Consider the following 17,871-nt stretch of genomic DNA (forward strand, 5'->3'; position numbering starts at 1 on the left):
TCTTTTTAAATATTAATCATGTGCTAGAGTCATAGCAATTTCAGGGTTTTTTTCAACTTCATGTAATTTTTCGAATGAAGCGATGGCCACTTCGACCATTTCATCTTTAGGTTCTTTCGTTGTTAACAATTGAAGCCATAAACCTGGATAGCCTAAAAAACGAAGCACTGGAATATCACGTACTGCGTTTGTCGCTTGTAACACCTCAAAGGAAATACCAATTACGACAGGAATTAATAAAATACGACTAACTAAACGTACCCAAAGTGGATCAACAGGTACAAAGAAGTAAGTAAACATTCCAACGATAACAGTAAATAAAATGAAGCTAGAACCGCAGCGATAATGTAGACGTGATTGCTTTTGTACATTTTCTACCGTTAACTCTAAACCTGCTTCATAACAGTTAATCACTTTATGCTCGGCGCCGTGATATTGGAACACACGTTTTATTAACGGTGTCATCGATATAATTTGTAAATAAGCTAATAGTAAAACGAGCTTAAAGCCAGTTTCGATAAAAATTTGTACAGTTTTTCCTGGAAACCATGGCTTTAAAAATTCTGCCATGAACATTGGTACAAGTGTGAAAACGAACTTACCAAATAAAAACGACAGCACGCCGATCACAGCAACACCAAGAATCATCATGAGCTTGGAAGGCTCTTCACCTTCTTCAAGCTGTTCCTCACCAGGATTTACATCGTAGCGATCTGATGCAAATTGTAAATGGCGAGAACCAAAACCTGCCGATTCGATTAAGGCGATCACACCACGTACGAATGGAATTTTCTTTAGCTTTTGATAAATTGGTTTCTTCTCTTTTTTTACATGGAAGTAATCAATGGAGTTGTCATTACGGCGAATCGCCGTCACCATATGATCCTGTCCAGTAAACATGACACCTTCTAAAAGTGCCTGTCCCCCATAAACCGGCGTATTATTACTCACCTGCAGTACACCACTCTCTATATAGATATAATTTGACTTCTTAACTTTTCCATTGTACTAAATTTTCTGTGAAAGCACTATTGTTTACGCATAGTTAATTTGAAAATGGTCAAGACTTCAGGAAAAGGAGGGCGAAGGATTGACTAGTATTTTGACATGTATTGTAGCAGCATGTGTATTAGCTTTATTATTAAAATTTTTACATTTATTTCACTTTATAAAATGGAGTCCAGTTGGATTTACAAAAAAATTAGGGATTGAGGATATTACAGCTTTTGAGAAGTGGTTAATCATTATATTAATTTTCTTTGTTATTGCTCTTTTACTATATTATTTATTTGTTTATATTCCGATTCGACCAGACATCGCAAGTATTCTATTAGGGCTTGCTGTCGCAATATTAGTGGAATGGATCATTTATCGTTATCCGTTGGAATTGAGTTCCTTTAAAAAATTATCGATTCCTTTTATCGTGGTCATCATGATTATGTTTCGCTTTATCATTGAATCTGCCGCATATTTACGAAATAATTTAGTTCGCTAAATTATTTCGTTACTCTCACAATTGACTATGATAAAATAAAGAAAATGGTAAGAGAGAAGGGAAAGTTTGTGGAAAAATATTTACTATTAAATGGCCCAAATTTAAACCGCCTTGGTATTCGTGAGCCTGAAAAATATGGCTACGAAACTTTAGAAGATATTTTAAATAAATGCCAAAAGGTTGCATCAGAATATGGAGCAGAAGTAGAATTATTACAATCAAATCACGAGGGGCAATTAATTGATTGGATTCATGAAGCGCATGATCGAGGGATTGCTGGCGTAGTATTTAATCCGGGTGCATACACGCATACAAGTATTGCATTACGTGATGCTGTAGCCTCAGTTAATGCAAAATTACCATTTATTGAAGTACATATTACAAATATCCATAATCGGGAAGAATTCCGCCATCAATCAATGATTGTTGCCAACTGTATTGGGCAAATAACAGGCTTAGGAACAATTGGTTACGAGTTGGCATTACGTAAGTTTTTAGAAAATCGATAAGGGGAATGACAGAGATGAAACTAACAAAATTACGTCAAGCTTTAATCGACAATAATGTCGATGCATTATTAATTACAAATGGGTACAACCGTCGATATATGACAGGTTTTACTGGTACAGCTGGTGTAGCAATTGTATCCCAACATGATGCAGTGTTTATTACAGACTTCCGTTATACAGAGCAAGCATCTGTACAAGTAAAGGATTTCCGTATTGAACAACATACTGGCACAATTTTTGAAGAAGTTGCAAATCAAGTTGCATTAATGGGCATAAAGACGTTAGGTTTTGAAAAAGATGCTATGCACTACGGTATGTATGAAGTATACAAAGCGGCAGTAAAAGCAGATTTTGTTCCACTTTCAGGTTTAATTGAAAAAATTCGCTTGATTAAGACAGAAGAAGAGATTAATATTATTAAGGTTGCATGTGAAATTGCAGACAATGCATTTACACATATTTTAGATTTTATTAAGCCTGGCGTATCAGAGCTTGATGTCTCGAATGAACTAGAATTTTTCATGCGTAAACAAGGTGCTACAAGCTCATCTTTTGATATTATCGTTGCCAGTGGTTTACGTTCAGCGTTACCACATGGTGTTGCGACGGATAAAATCATCGAGTCAGGTGATTTTGTAACACTTGATTTTGGTGCATACTATAATGGCTACATTTCAGATATTACGCGTACAATAGCGGTAGGGCAACCTTCCGAAAAGTTAGTAGAAATGTACAACGCGGTGCTAGAATCACAAGTTTTAGCACTTGATAAAGTTGGTCCAGGCATGACAGGTATTGAGGCAGATGCTGTCGCACGCGATTACTTAAAATCGAAGGGCTTAGGCGAAGCATTTGGGCATTCAACTGGTCATGGTATCGGTTTAGAAGTGCATGAAGGCCCTGGTCTTTCTTTCCGTTCTGAAACGGTGTTAGAGCCAAACATGGTTGTAACAATTGAGCCAGGTGTATACATTCCTGGAATCGGTGGTGTCCGAATCGAGGATGATATTTTAATTACTGATACGGGTAATGAAGTACTAACACATTCGAGCAAACAATTAATTATTTTATAATTTGGAGGAAATATTCATGATCTCAGTAAACGATTTCCGTACAGGTTTAACAATTATCGTTGATGGTAACTTATTCCGTGTACTGGAATTCCAACACGTAAAACCAGGTAAAGGTGCAGCATTCGTACGTTCAAAATTACGTAACTTACGTAACGGTAACGTAACTGAAAAAACATTCCGCGCTGGTGAAAAAGTAGAAAAAGCGATGATCGAAAACCGTAAAATGCAATACTTATATGCACAAGGTGACGAGCACGTATTCATGGACATGGAGTCTTATGATCAAACGACTTTAGCAGCTGCTCAAATTGAAGACGAGTTATTCTACTTATTAGAAAACATGGAGCTTCACATCCAATCTTACCAAGGTGAATTAATCGGTATTGAATTACCAAACACAGTTGTTCTGGAAGTAGAAGAAACTGAACCAGGTATTAAAGGTGATACTGCTTCAGGTGGTTCAAAACCAGCAAAAATGCAAACTGGTTTAATGGTAAACGTACCATTCTTCGTAAACCAAGGCGACAAACTAATCATCAACACAACAGATGGTTCTTACGTATCACGTGCGTAATTAAACTAAATAATATAGCAATGTAACGCTAATTGAAAAGTCATTCACTCTTAATGGGTGAATGGCTTTTTTTATAGTTAATATGAGTTGGTCTATTTAAGAAAGAGTTGTTCTCCTGCATATTTAAAGAGTCACCTGTACTTAAAATGGTGCTGTGTTTAATAAGAAATATTTTGGGGGATTTGACGAAAGGAAATAAATCACTTTTAATTCTAGATAGTAATTGTTTTAAAATTTAATATGTGTAAACGGGGAGGAATAGGATGGAGAGCTTCGAAGAAATTTGTTTGAAAAAAAATACAATCTTAGATGATACATATAAAATCACAAAAGTTATTTCAATCAGTGAGATTTCAATTATTTATTTAGCTATTAATATATATACAGAAAAAGTAATTGCGATTAAGGAATTCTATCCGAAAAATCTAGCACTGAGAGATATAGACAATTTAACAGTTGTTAACCGTTTACCATCTACAAAAAAAAAATATGAGGATTTAAAAAAGGATTTTCATAATGAAATCCTCATATTGCAACAAATTTATCATGAAAAGATCGTTAAGTATTTATCTCACTTTGAGGAAAATGAGACAATCTATATTGTTATGGAATATTATGAAGGCATTACATTAAATGAATATTTAAAAAATACCCCATTAAAAGATAGGAAAAATATTAATGAAATTCTATTTATTCCTCTAATAGATGCACTTCAATATATTCATAAAATGGGAATAATACATCGAGATATTAAACCTAGTAATATAATTATCGATTCAAATAACAACGTTCATTTACTTGATTTTGGCGCAGCAGTATTTTATAAAAATCAAAAAGAATTTAAAATCTATACAACCTCAGGATATTCTCCACTAGAACAATATTCTAAACAATCTATCCAAGGTGTACATACGGATTTATATAGTTACGCAGCAACATTGTACTATTCATTGACAGGTGTGCTTGTAGAAGATATATCGAAGCGTTTAATAAATGAAAAAATAAAAAATGTTCGCTACTATAACAAAGAAGTTAGTTTTTTATTATCTTTTATAATTAACTGGGGACTTGCTGTGAATTTTAAGAAAAGATGTTTTTCATTTACTGTTATAAAAATTACTTTATTTATTGATAAATGGATAAAGTAATTACCTAAAGTCTTATAAAAAGAGGAGATTTTTATAAAATCTCCTCTTTTTTATAACTAGTAAATTAATCCTGCGATGTATGAATAATAGACTAGTTAAATAGATGCTATTGTTATGAAATAATTTAATTTGTGCGGCTAGAGTCCCTTGTTTTAAAGGGTTCTAGCCGCATAATTTTTCTTAGTCACATTGTAAGTTTTAAAAATGAAAAATAGCACTATTTATTGATAAATAACGAGATCAAAAATTAAAATTTATTATTGAATCATAAAATTAGTTATTTTTTTACAATTTTTTTGTGTCGATAAATATCTCGAAATAGTAAATTGGAATTAAATTAAATAATATACAATTATTATATATATTAAACAATTATTGACAAAAAACAGTATTGTTTTATAGTAAATACAAAGGTAAAAACAAGCAAATAATTAAATTTTACTTACTTTTCAAAAGTATTTTTACTGCTATTAACATAGTTAATAAGCGGTAAGTTTTTTGAGTTTAATTCCTTTTATTGGTATTTTAGTTTTTAATTGGTATTTACTAATTGAAATATTTATTATTCTGAACTTAAAATGAAATGGAGGGATGGCTGTGAAAGTAAGCAGCCGTGTAAATGGAGATTATTAATCAGACAAATAGAACTATGCTATTTGAAGAAATCAATCCAGAGAAATTAGATTTAATTACACTTGTTGGTGATGTAAAAGGTATTGATAGTCTAAGTGATGAAAAAATTAAAGAGATTAACCAATATTTACTAGTAAAAAGTTTTGATGAGTTTTTAGATAAATTTTCTCCGACTGTATATTCATTCTATAATGCTGCAAACCAAAAGGTTATGTATACATTAAAAAAGCCGGAGGGTATTCAAGAAGATTGTATTTCTGAAATTCCGATTGATCAAAATAATGATTTCTTAAAAATGCTTTTTACGCTGATTGATACAAAAAGAAGTCAGGGAATCACGAATGTTGATTTCAAATTTGAAAATTTATTAGATATGATTTCTCCAAAAAAAGTGATGGATGATATTCGCCAAGTACGTAAGGAAATTCATTATCTACACAGTGAGTATGAAAAATTAGATGATAATGACCCGAAGAAGTTAGATACAGGGGACAAACTAAATCTAATGTTTGAAGTAGCAAGTAAAAATTATAACAATGTCATGGCCATGTTACCTTTGGCAATCGAAGATATAAAAACTAGATTGTTATTAGGCGCTAATCAAGAAGAAGCAACGTCTGAAAAATTACAAATAGGGACGCTTTCTATTGGAGAAAAGGGTGAACTAAAAATTATCGAAGCACCTAAACCAGATAGTTCAGAGCTTATGGTCCTTTCAGGTGACGGAAATAATGGTTTAAGTACAATTTTTGAAGAAGATTATGAAGCAATTACTGAGTCACAATCTTCATATGTTAAGGATTTAGTCGTAAGAACGTTCGCCCCATTACCAATGGTTCAAAATACTATTGATGTAGAAACGGAAGTTCAAAACTATAATACATATCTAGAGTTTTATAAAGATGCCAAGGACGAATTCGTAAAAACTGTAAAGCCACTAGTTGAGAAACTGTTAGGCGTGAAAATGTATTTCGATCAATACGCAACGAAAAACAGAGGGATGCAACCATCCTTAATTGTGACGAATTCAAAGCTAGATATGCTTGTTAAAAGTAATAATCTTCCACGCTTACAAGCTTATTTAAACACTGTGAACTCTAAAAATGACTTTACAGATACGATTTGGTATGGAATTGTGCCAGCCATTGAACTAGAAGCAACTGGTAAAGCACAAGTTAGCCGAGCAAGATTTAAAGGGAACGAAAAGGTTGCAAAGCTAGAAGGAAATACAATGGAATCGCTTTCTATGTTATTAGATACGATAAAGGATTATAAAATTCAAATCTTCTTCAATTTCATAGCAGAAGAAACGACAACTTTTAACGGCATTGCAACGGCTGGTATAGATCGTCTAATGGATAAATGCCTACCTTTAATGAGAAAAGATTATAGTGAGTTCGCGATTCCTTGTTTACCGAACTTCACCATTATCCCGAAAGATAAATCTGGCGTAGTTATTGATACAAGAATGGAAGCGCTTGAAAACGGTGCACGTTTATCAAAAGAAAAAGAAGATATTTTAAAACTTTGGATTGAAGGAGTTTATGTAGGTGCTAGCTACGTAGCAGCAGGTCTTGCATCGGCTTATCAGTGCCCAGAATATTTAAAAGAGTCCTTCAGAAATGTGAAGAAATCTTACCCAGGTGTTCGATTTGATATTGAAGCGGGAGATAATTCATTAAGGGCCGTAACAACGATGGCTAAAGAAATTTCAGGTTTCACGAATAATATAAAAGATTCTATTAATAGTAAAAATTTTGGTTTTGTATTCTCTTCTGAAAATGCCCAGTTACAAGGGAAAGATATTAAAAGAATTACAGTATATAAAGCTAGAAGCTTAGCGATGGAAGAAGATGGATTTGATTCCATTTACAAAACGCAAGTAAGTACGTATATTGAGAGAATTTTACGATTCCAATCTGGTGACTTTAAACATGAGAATATTGTTCGATTCTTTAGTAACAATCCTTCAAGTCAAAAAAGTCAGTGGATCAATGATAAAGGTTTTATAAACTCTGTCATTCAAGATGGAGATGACATCGGTTACATCATCGATGAAAAAACTAGCCTATGTCAAATCGATTTAGTATTCAATGGCAATGTTAAAAACCTTGAGGTATCTATTACAAAAGGTACGAGTGCTGTCAAAGCATAAATCATTAAAAAGCTACTATTAAATAGTATATTTTGTATGTTTAAGGTTTATTTCATATAAATCTTTTAACATAAATAAGAATTTCTTGCTGTGTTACTTAGATGGAATTTGTACATATTTCATAATTTCTTTTTATGAAATGTTTTGAATTCATTTATAAATTTTATCTAGGTGCAACGGTTGAGGAATTCAATAAAAATTCTAGGAGGTATAAGTATGGGCTTTGTTTTAAAAGTAGAAGGGTCAGAAGCAATTGAACTAGGATTAGATAGTATTGTTGCTGTCGAGTATGAAACGGATACTCCAAATGACTCGAATGCGCGTTCTACAGATGTAGGTGCAACATTAAAAATTAAAGGGAAAATTCTTACAGCAACAGATGGTGATAATGCTGATGATACGATGAAATTAGCATTATGGTCATTAGTACCTGCAGAAAAAGCAGATTGTTACCGAAAAGTAACGCTTGAAGTTATTTCTGCTGATCAAGTAGTAAGAAAAATTAATTTCCCAAATGCATTTGTTGTTGATTACACGGAGCGTTTTGGTGATACAGAAGGTATTGGTGAATTCTTCTTATTCATTAAGCAAAAGAAAGACAAAACAGATTTAGCAAAAGTAGAAGGCGGTTACGCTGTTTAATAAATAACTGCCATCTTAATATCTAAGGAGCTATAATAGCTCCTTAGATAATTTTTAATAAGAAAACAAAATAAGGAGAGCTGCTATGAAAACACATTATGACACTTTAGCTGTATCAAAGGATGCATCGCAGGATCAAATAAAGCTTGCCTATAGAGCACTCTCGAAAAAATATCATCCAGATGTAAACGGTGGAAGTAAGGATGCTGAAAAGATTTTTCTAGAAGTACAAGAAGCATATACGATTTTGAAAAATAAAACATCTCGAGAAGAATATGATTTAAAGCTAGAAAATTCGACCTACCATACTAGTAAAAATGTTGAATTTACAAATAGTAAGCAAACGACGGAAAAAAAACAAGCATTTAATATGAATGAGATGGAAAAGAACTTTGAGCAATTTTTTGGATTTAATCCGAAATCCAAAGAAATGAAATCGAATACTCAAAATGGAAAAAAGAATCCTATAGATACAAGTGATTTATTTGAACGTTATTTCAATAAGAATTAATAATTCGTTTTTATGGGAGAGAGCATGTAATGGAAGAGGGAAAAGTATCAACAAGTGCATATTTAGAAAATGAGAAGAATCAAAAAATCGTAAAAAGTATAGATATCGCAATTGTAGTGATAGCGTGCTTTTTTATTTTATTTGTATTCATAATAAGTGAGGACTTTTTAATGAAAGTTATATTGGGAAGTATTTTTTTTATTGTCTCGTGTATTTATGGAATTATATTGTATGAAACAAGAAATGTAACGAATAGTCATACTAAAATTAGAAAGCTTGTACTCCTTAATAATCAAGGAGATGAAATAGATGAATGGATACTAGAAAATCAAACAGCATTAGTAATAGGAAAAAGTTCCCGAGAAAATAAGGTGGATATTGATTTAAGCGGGACAGAATATGAATCGTTAATAAGTCTAGAACATGCTGTTTTAAATTGTGTTTCTGGAAAATGGTATATCGAAGACATCGATGCGATTAACTGTATAGGAATAAAGAAGGCACACAATTTGATGAAGAATCAATTAAAGGATGGAAGTCCACACCCAATAAATAGTGGAGATACATTATATATAGCCAATACTAGAATGTTAGTGAAATAGTCATAAAGATAAAGTGATTGCTAAGGGAGATTAGAATATGAGTTTAATTAGATGCACAAATGGTCATATGTTTAGTTCAAGGAGACATCGAAATATTTGTCCTTATTGTAATGTCGTTGTAGAGCAGGAATCTAAAATAGCAAATCAAGCTGTAGCTGTGGCAGAAGTAGATGACAAAACAATGCCTTACTTAGGAGAAATGGATGGAATCAATCCCGTAACTGGATGGTTAGTATGTATCGAAGGTCCACAGTTGGGAAGAGATTATCGAATCTTATCTGAAAAGAATTTTATCGGTCGAGATGAGGATATGCATATTCGAATTATAGGGGATAATTCGATTTCAAAACGAAATCATGCAGTTATTGTTTATGACCCTAAAAAAAGGAACTTTTACCTCCTTCCTGGTGATGCTTCAGGATTAGCCTATCTTAATAATGAGGCAGTATATACCCCTACTGAGCTAGCAGCCTATGATGTTATACAGTTAGGAAGAAGTATTTTTTTATTTATACCTTTATGTGGTGTTCATTTCGAATGGGAAAACAATCAAGGTGGGGAATGATGAGTGGTGGATTCCAAAATATTGTCATATGTATTTTCAATTCTTTTAATTCTCATTATGATCTCCCTTTTAATTATTCGAAATATTCTTTTGAGTAAAAAAGAGAATAGTCAAATAGAGATAGGAAATGCACAAACGATCGGAGCTCGAGAAGAACAAGATGATTATTTTGCAACATGTGAAACAAAAAATGGGACGATGGCTGTATTAGCAGATGGAATTAGTGGCTTAGCGAATGGTCGCATGGCAAGTACAGTGGCGGTTACTACGTTTATAGAAGCCTTTAGCGCATTGGAGAATCTTGCAAATATACAAGCATTTTTTAAAAAAACAGCCGTAAAGAGTAATCAACAAATTGTCCAAAATTTAAACGGTTCTAATGGTGGTACAACATTAGTAGCCGTAATTATTGATGAAAAAGGTTATCTTCATTGGGGAGCTGTTGGAGATAGTGTCATTACGATATTCCGTAAAGGCGAATTTCTTCCTATTAATGAAAAGCATATTTTTGAAAATGTGTTAAAAGAGCGCTACATTGCAGGAGAAATTTCGCAATTAGAAATACAAGAAAATCCTTTAAAAAAGAGATTGATTAACTATTTAGGTTACGAAGGGTTTAAAAAAATGGATATAGGTACAACGCCTATCCAATTGTTTTCGGGAGATAAAATATGTCTCTTTAGTGATGGAATATATGATGCGTTAACAGAGGTAGAATTGGAGCAATTACTTTCTCGACAGGCTGCGCCTTATGATATTGCCAATAACATTATTCATGTTATTGAAAAAAAGCATTTAAAAAATCAAGATAATGCAACTATCGTTATACTCGAAAAACTGTGATAAACATATTGGCGTGTAATAAGGAGGTATATCGTGAGAAGAGAAAATAGTGATTTTAAAACTAGCTTCTTATCTGAAGCAGGCTCATTCATGCAAAATCGTGATTATTTTGCCTATACCGAATTGGATGACATGGTTTGTTGGGTAGCTGTAAAAGGTTTAGATACCGATCAAGAGATGAAGAGTGCAGAGTTAGCTGTTAAAGCTGTTCTCGAATCGTTTATGGAAAAACCATCTCTATCGAAAAATAGTGTGAAAAGATATATGAAAAAGGCACATCAACAACTACAAATACAAAGTTTAAGAGTTCGTTTAAAGGCTAGTATTGTAATTGTTGTTTCAAATTACTCAAAGTTGATTTATGCAGTGGCAGGTAATTCACGGTTTTATCATTTTCGCAATGGGTCTCTATTACATAGAAGTAATGACCAGAGTTTGGCGCAAGAAATCGTTAATGAAAAGAACCGATCTTTTGAAATAAACAAGCATGAAGAAAAGAGTAATTTATTAAATTATTTAGGGAAACCAAATGATTTTAAGCCTTATATTTCAAAGAAAATGAAGTTAATGGATGGAGATGTGTTGCTTCTAACTACCCCTGGATTTTGGGAAGATGTCAATGAAGTTGAAATGGCAGATGCTTTAGAACTAGCAAAAGATCCAATTCAATATACGGACTTATTAGAAGAAGTGCTACTAAGCAGGCAAAATAAAATCATTAACAATTATACAATTGCCGCAGTATTTGTAAATAAAGTTTATCAAGAATCCAATAAGAAAAAAATGAAATACATTAAAATCATTGCGGCAGCACTTATTGCAACCTTGATTGTTGGTGGAAGTACGTTGTTTTATCAAGCGAAACAAGCAAAGAAGCTAGCTGAATTAGCTGTTGAAATGAAGGATCATGAAGAAACAGGAAATTTATATTTTGAGGACGCCAGCTACGAGGAAGCACTAATGGAATATAGTAAGGGAAGAAATATCGCAAAGAAATTAAAAGATCCGGTACATAGAAATTTATTAGGTACAAAGTTAAGAGTAACGCAACTTATTATTAACGGAGATAAGGCAGCAGAGGCAGGTAAATTCCCTGAGGCAATGGAGCAATTTGAAAAAGCAAGCCAAGAAGGAAAAATCGTAAAAAATTTTGGGAAAGATGTAATACAACAAAAAATTGCTAATATGGATTCTATTGTTCAAATTGTTGAAACTACAAAGAATGGAGATCATCAATTTGATTCAGAAGATTATTTTACGGCATTAGCTTCCTATGAAAAGGCAAGAAAAAAAGCAGTGGCAATATCGTTTAGTGGAGAGCCTCAAATAAAGACTAAAATTGAAGAAACGGAAGAAAAAATAGCAGAACTGAAGAAGGTACAAAAAGAACTGAAGGCGGAATCTCTAGAAAAGAACGGAGACAATAGCTATGCCAAGCAGGACTATGTAAATGCACTAGATTCGTATGTATTAGCACAAGAAATTTATCAAGAGACGGAATTACTAGCAAAAGTATTAGGGCTCGAGCGAAAAATTATGAATGTTAATGAAAAGTTAAATCCGGTACTACCAACTCCGGTAGCAGATGTATCACCAAATCTTGATCCACTAGAGAGTGAAGAGGAAAGTAGTGAAAACGTGGGGAAGGGAGGGGAATAATATGTTAAAGGAAATCATGTATGAAAGACTACGTAAAATTGATGATTTAGAACAGCGCCAATTACTAAAGAATATAATGAGCGGTGTTTTTGCCAATTTAATTGATTACCAAACAGAATGGAATAATCGACTTGAAGAACGTATTTTTAATGAAATTGATGATTTCGATAACAAATATGATGTTTATGTCACGCTTAACTCAAGAGAAGATATTGATCCAATACATGATTATTTATTCCCCATGCTTCCGTCTGACCTTGAAAATAAATCAATCGAGACAAAACAAATACTCGAATTGATTCAAAATAATGAAACAGTAAAAGTTAGTAATGTTTTTTTAGCATGTGATTCTACTCAAATTCAAAAAATAATCGAAACACCAAGGATATTTAAGGGCAAGCTTTTTACGTCAGATGGACCGTTGAATATAAAAGTGAGCCTTCAGAAAAATACCGTATATTTGCAAGAAGTTGAAAAGCTATATTTTACATATCAAGTAAATGGAATCCCATGGCGAACGATCAACCATCCGTATATTCACAAGTTTTTCGATGTTATTTTAACAGAGTGTCCTGTTTTGTCTGAAGATTTGGAAATATATAATGTTGAAATTGACTTAGAAGAGTATGAACAAATCAAATATGTAAACATGGTGCCATTATGGAATATTGAACGACATGAAGTGAAAAATAGTGGATTCCCGATACCTGCCATTGACAAAGTGAATTACGAGCATACGATTTCAATCAGGAAGTTAGGAACGCAACATGGGTATTTGATTGATTCGGATGAGCAAAGTGTGCGCTATATTCAACATTCAGAGGATGAATTGACTATTGTTTCACCACTGGACAAATCTGGGGTGTGGACATTATTAAAGATCACTCAATTTGATAACGAGAAGCTTTCCAAGGAGGCTAAATATGAAGTACTGTCAAATCAACGAATCGAAAATTTTACGAACAAATATGTTAGAAATTACAACGCTAATGTAAAAACAAAAGGTGAAATTATTCGATTAGTTAATTCTTTCGAAGTAAGTCATAGGCTGGAGTTAATCGATATTGAATTGAAGGAAGTTCCCCCTTTAGATAGTGTTAGTTATCCAGTTAACGCATTTCTAATCGAAGAGATGGAAGAGCACCACAAAAAAATTTTATTACTTTCTTTTAAAAGAAAAGAGGAAGATACCTTTATTTCGAATGATATTTTAAGTTTTCTTGTTTCAGAAGTGCAAAGATATTTTTTCGAATATAAATGTGTTGGTAAATGGCTATGAATTATATATGGGAATTACTCATTAAAGCTGAACACCAAGGAATTACAAAAAAAGAAATTCATTTTACGCAAGCTCAAAATTTTTCACCTTATATGGAACTAAGCCCTCTCATTATTAATACGCAATTAATAGAACACGATCATCCTATAGAAATTAATTCATATTATCGCTATTTTGAGATTTTTAAAGAAATATTTCATCCGAATTGCGAAGTAAATGAAGAAATTAAAGAATATTTAGTGGATATTGTCATCCATTTTCTTGCAGAGATTGATCGGATGCAAGGAATGAATAAACGTGAATATTATATTCGATTTCTTTCGAGAGAAATTGTAAATCATGTATTTGGTAAACAAATGAGCGACATTTTTTATACATTTGAAAAGAATGAGCAGGAATTGGTTTTATTCAATATTTTGAGATTGTACCGGACTGGTGAAACACTTTATTTACTGAAGGATACAATGAAGAGACTTTTCACGAATTGCACTATTTATACAAAATCAGAGGGGACAGATGAAGTTCTACTTTATATTGGAAAAGAAAAAAATGGAATAGATGAGGCAAAGATACTGTTTGTTCAAACACTTTTTTTACCTATAGGCTACAAACTGGAAGTATATTGGAAAAATCATTTCGGAATTATTGATGTGGAAGAAACAATGCAAATCGATCGAATAGCCTTGTATTAAAAAGGTGAAAGGAGAAGGCAAGATGAGTAAATATTCGTATAAGTTATATACAAATAATCGTTTTACCGAAAAAAAATACATGACCTATACGCATGTAGAGCTGTTGGAATTAACGACTTTTCAACTTCGGAACATTTGTTACAAGGAGAAACTTGTTACAGGGTTAGTTAATAACTTAACAAGAGATGATTTAATTCAAACAATTCTTAGATATCGTGGAACAGAGGAGAATCTTTTAATAAAAGATAAAAAGGAGGGCGGATTTGAAAGAATAGAAGCTGCTTTGCAAGCCTATTTACAAACTCCGCTTTCTGATAATGGTGAAATAAAAATTCCAGCAAAAATGACACTGTATAGCGGACTAAAAATGGACGAGCGAGATCAGTATTTCGTGAAAACAGGAGGGTTATTAGTAGAATCAAATGCTTTTCTAATAAATGACCAGTTAGAATTGTGCGGTATTTTTAACCTATTAAAAAATGAACAATCTCCGAACCAATATTACTTAGCTACAGAGGAAGCAATTGGTATTCGTGATACGAGTAATAAGAATTATAGTTTTATTTTTTTAAGAAAACAAGATTCAGAGTATTTGTATAAATCCTACTATCAGGAGCACCCACTTCCACCGACAAATCTTCACTACTATAAAGTGCCTATACCTGACTTGGAAATAAAGCAATTAGAAACAACAAAAGCCATCCTTGCAATTGATTTTGGTACAACGAATACGACCGCTGGCGTGTATTTAGATAGCGACTATGTTTCGTCACCATGTAGTCAAGATTTATTGAATCAACGAATTCAATTAGACACGATTAATTTTGTATCCTTTCCAGATCCAATGCATCATGACGAATGGGTAGAAGTAGTTCCGACCGTTTTAAGTGTAGCAGATTGCTCCAATCCAGATCGACCAAGCTACCATTTTGGATATGAAGCATTAAAAGTAATGAAAAAAAATAGCTACACAACCCTTGCTACAAAGTTCCAAGGAATAAAACGATGGATTAATAATTATGCCAAATTAGAAGAAATAATGGATGCAAATGGAAACACAGCGCTCGTACCAAGGAGCCAAATTTTAAGAGAGTTTCTGCTATATGTAATCCGTATGGCAGAGCATCAATTCAAATGTCGCTTTAAATATTTGCATATTTCAAGTCCAGTTAAATTGAAAACGCAGTTTACAGAGATGTTTCAGTCTATTCTACCAGAGTATCAAATCGAATCAGAATTTGCTCTAGATGAAGGCATGGCAGTTCTTTATAATACCATTGCAAATCAAATCGAAAATAATAGCTTTATAGAAGGAAAAGAATATAAAGCACTTGTGATTGATTGCGGTGGAGGAACAACGGACTTATCTTCCTGCAAATTTCAAATAGAAGACGGCCATATTTCTTATAAAATTGATATTCACACAACATATGAAAATGGGGATACGAATTTCGGTGGTAATAATATAACGTACCGCATTTTTCAATTTATGAAAATTGTATTTGCGAATTATTATAGCCGTGGTAAAAATGCCTACGATATTGATACGTTAATCGACATACCAGGTAAAGATATTTATAGACATGTAGATGAATATGGTGTGGCAGCTGTTTACGAACAATTTGAAAAAGTTTTTTTAGAAGCCGAGCGTATTATACCGACTAGATTTAAGGAATATGAGAACAGAACACGTGATGAATACCTGCGTGTACGTAACAATTATTACTTCCTATGGGAAATGGCAGAAGAAATGAAGAAAGAATTTTATAGAAGAACAGGCATTTTAAGAAGTCGATTCAATGCAGAAAGTGACTCACACCAGGATAGTGATTTAAATGTTACTGCTGTAGAGCGTTGGAGCTTATCAATTGTAGATAATAATCAATTCCAAGATATTTATGATTATCCGAATGTCTTCTTTAATATTAAGGAAATTGACCACCTGATAAAGGGTGATATTTATAATATTGTTCGAGAATTTTTAGAACAGTTTTATGAAGAAGGCACGTTAAATGATTACTCGATTATAAAATTAACGGGCCAATCTTGTAAAATCGATGCCTTTAGAGAGGCGTTGAAAGAGTTTGTTCCAGGGAGAAGCATTGAGTTTCGACAAAAGGCTGAAAGTGTAGGAAAAGTACCCGAATTAAAATTAGCTTGTTTAAGAGGGGCAATCCGTTACTTAAATGCTAGAAGAAGCGGCGTAATTGAAATCAATATGACAAATCATGCTCCTGTTATTCCGTATGCGGTAAGTGCGTTAACACATAACCGTCAAAATAAAGTATTAATCAGTAGTCAAGAACGTTTAAATCAAATCCATGGCACAATTTCTCGACCATGGGGTGTAACAGAAGTTGAATTCTTCTTATGGAGAAGCGATGATACACCATCCCTTAAATTTATTTATTTTAATCATTTAGAAGATTTTATACCTGTAATTTATGAACAAATCGAAAGTTTTTATAGTGCAGATAAAATTCCACAGGAAGAAACGGATTCTATTAAAAATGGAGAAATCAAGTTCTTTGTTTTTGCTGGGGAAAATCATTGGGGCTTCCATGTTGTACCAGTAGCAAGACGTGATGAACAATTATTCATTGGAAATAAAGAATTCTTTGCTTTTGAAACGGACTTATCAGAATTAGACTTTTTTGATGGACAAAAGTAAAAACCTTAAAGCAGCAACGTAAGAAGAGAGGTGAATAGACCGTTGTTTATCCATCAGTATCCGCATTTTCAAAAGGGAAGAGTTTTAAAAGGTGTAATGTTAGAAAATTTACGCGATTATCCCCGAGCATTATCAGACTTACATTTTCAAAACTACTCTGACGGTATTATTGCAGGTGTTGAAGTGTATGTAAAAGGCGAAAATCTCGTTATTTCAAAAGGAATCGTGAAGTATAACGGCAGACTATATACGTTACATAGTGACTATGAAGTAGCTTACTTGCAATCAAAGAAGGAAAGTTATTTAAAAATTCGATTTGCAGAAGAACAAAATGAATTAGATTTTACGATCTTTACTGCGGAGATCCTTTTGGAAGATGCAGTAGAATGTTCGAAAAATGAGATAGAATTAGCCCGTTTTAAATTAAAGCCAGGTGCTCGCCTGCGCTCTGAGCTAATAGATTTTTTTGATTTTGCTACAGAGTTTAATACATTAAATCATATTCATTGTCAGTATGCAGGCATCCAAAACAGCACGTTTCATCCAATGATATTACGCCAATTTGCACGTGAAATCTTACAGAACAAACCATCGAATCCTTTCGATATTGCATTTACATTGGAATGTTTGAATCAGGAACGCATTCAACGTGAGGCAATAGAATTATATATAAGTAATCGGTTAGAGCTTGCGGAGCACCGATTTTCTAATAGTCAAATTCATCGATATTTGTCTCGAATTTTATTAGAGGTGAAAAACGGTGGTAGAAAAACAGGGACTGCGCCATTACGTCAACGGATGATTGTCGAATAACAAATGT

Annotated in this window: 17 protein-coding genes; 16 read left to right on the top strand and 1 reads right to left on the bottom strand. The window is 33.0% G+C overall.

Annotated elements, in window-relative coordinates; translation table 11 throughout:
- Positions 1–12 precede the first annotated feature (12 nt).
- Entirely contained in the window at positions 13–900 is an 888-nt protein-coding gene (locus tag MKZ17_RS08260; RefSeq protein ID WP_445326944.1) for a DUF1385 domain-containing protein, read from the bottom strand.
- Between the two features lie 190 nt (positions 901–1,090).
- On the opposite strand from MKZ17_RS08260, the gene MKZ17_RS08265 reads away from it, so the two are divergent.
- The 16 genes from MKZ17_RS08265 to MKZ17_RS08340 all read left to right on the top strand — a co-directional run bounded on the left by MKZ17_RS08265 (position 1,091) and on the right by MKZ17_RS08340 (position 17,864).
- Positions 1,091–1,495 carry a DNA helicase gene (locus tag MKZ17_RS08265; protein ID WP_340723270.1) on the top strand — a complete coding sequence of 135 codons (405 nt, stop codon included), beginning with the start codon at positions 1,091–1,093 and terminating at the stop codon, positions 1,493–1,495.
- A 44-nt stretch (positions 1,496–1,539) separates the two neighbouring features.
- Positions 1,540–2,004, top strand: a complete 465-nt coding sequence (gene aroQ / locus MKZ17_RS08270) for a type II 3-dehydroquinate dehydratase (RefSeq protein WP_340723271.1) — start codon at positions 1,540–1,542, stop codon at positions 2,002–2,004.
- A gap of 14 nt (positions 2,005–2,018) precedes the next feature.
- Positions 2,019–3,077: a M24 family metallopeptidase gene (locus MKZ17_RS08275; RefSeq protein ID WP_340723272.1), complete on the top strand. Its 1,059-nt coding sequence runs from the start codon at positions 2,019–2,021 to the stop codon at positions 3,075–3,077.
- Between the two features lie 16 nt (positions 3,078–3,093).
- Positions 3,094–3,651, top strand: coding sequence for an elongation factor P (gene efp / locus MKZ17_RS08280; protein WP_340723273.1), 558 nt, complete (start codon positions 3,094–3,096; stop codon positions 3,649–3,651).
- A 263-nt stretch (positions 3,652–3,914) separates the two neighbouring features.
- Positions 3,915–4,799 (top strand): serine/threonine-protein kinase, encoded by an 885-nt coding sequence (locus MKZ17_RS08285; RefSeq protein ID WP_340723274.1) that lies wholly within the window; start codon positions 3,915–3,917, stop codon positions 4,797–4,799.
- A gap of 619 nt (positions 4,800–5,418) precedes the next feature.
- Complete coding sequence (locus tag MKZ17_RS08290) at positions 5,419–7,587, top strand: transcriptional regulator (protein ID WP_340723275.1); 2,169 nt, start codon at positions 5,419–5,421, stop codon at positions 7,585–7,587.
- Positions 7,588–7,803: 216 nt separating this feature from the next.
- Positions 7,804–8,229, top strand: a complete 426-nt coding sequence (locus MKZ17_RS08295) for a membrane-associated protease 1 (protein WP_340723276.1) — start codon at positions 7,804–7,806, stop codon at positions 8,227–8,229.
- An 85-nt stretch (positions 8,230–8,314) separates the two neighbouring features.
- Entirely contained in the window at positions 8,315–8,740 is a 426-nt protein-coding gene (locus MKZ17_RS08300; RefSeq protein WP_340723277.1) for a J domain-containing protein, read from the top strand.
- Between the two features lie 29 nt (positions 8,741–8,769).
- Positions 8,770–9,342: an FHA domain-containing protein gene (locus MKZ17_RS08305; RefSeq protein ID WP_340723278.1), complete on the top strand. Its 573-nt coding sequence runs from the start codon at positions 8,770–8,772 to the stop codon at positions 9,340–9,342.
- Between the two features lie 37 nt (positions 9,343–9,379).
- The gene (locus tag MKZ17_RS08310; protein ID WP_340723279.1) at positions 9,380–9,907 is read left to right on the top strand and encodes an FHA domain-containing protein; all 528 of its coding nucleotides are present in this window, start codon (positions 9,380–9,382) and stop codon (positions 9,905–9,907) included.
- A 57-nt stretch (positions 9,908–9,964) separates the two neighbouring features.
- Entirely contained in the window at positions 9,965–10,750 is a 786-nt protein-coding gene (locus MKZ17_RS08315; protein WP_445326945.1) for a PP2C family protein-serine/threonine phosphatase, read from the top strand.
- Positions 10,751–10,783: 33 nt separating this feature from the next.
- Entirely contained in the window at positions 10,784–12,409 is a 1,626-nt protein-coding gene (locus MKZ17_RS08320) for a PP2C family protein-serine/threonine phosphatase (protein WP_340723281.1), read from the top strand.
- 1 nt (position 12,410) lies between these two features.
- Positions 12,411–13,688 (top strand): normocyte-binding protein, encoded by a 1,278-nt coding sequence (locus MKZ17_RS08325; protein ID WP_340723282.1) that lies wholly within the window; start codon positions 12,411–12,413, stop codon positions 13,686–13,688.
- Positions 13,685–14,380 (top strand): iron-dependent peroxidase, encoded by a 696-nt coding sequence (locus tag MKZ17_RS08330; RefSeq protein WP_340723283.1) that lies wholly within the window; start codon positions 13,685–13,687, stop codon positions 14,378–14,380. The genes MKZ17_RS08325 and MKZ17_RS08330 overlap by 4 nt, the downstream gene beginning before the upstream one ends.
- 22 nt (positions 14,381–14,402) lie before the next feature.
- Positions 14,403–17,051 carry a molecular chaperone gene (locus MKZ17_RS08335; RefSeq protein WP_340723284.1) on the top strand — a complete coding sequence of 883 codons (2,649 nt, stop codon included), beginning with the start codon at positions 14,403–14,405 and terminating at the stop codon, positions 17,049–17,051.
- A 42-nt stretch (positions 17,052–17,093) separates the two neighbouring features.
- Positions 17,094–17,864 carry a DNA and RNA helicase gene (locus tag MKZ17_RS08340; protein ID WP_340723285.1) on the top strand — a complete coding sequence of 257 codons (771 nt, stop codon included), beginning with the start codon at positions 17,094–17,096 and terminating at the stop codon, positions 17,862–17,864.
- Positions 17,865–17,871: the final 7 nt, after the last annotated feature.

It is taken from the genome of Solibacillus sp. FSL R7-0682, from assembly GCF_038005985.1.
In the GTDB taxonomy this organism is placed as follows: domain Bacteria; phylum Bacillota; class Bacilli; order Bacillales_A; family Planococcaceae; genus Solibacillus.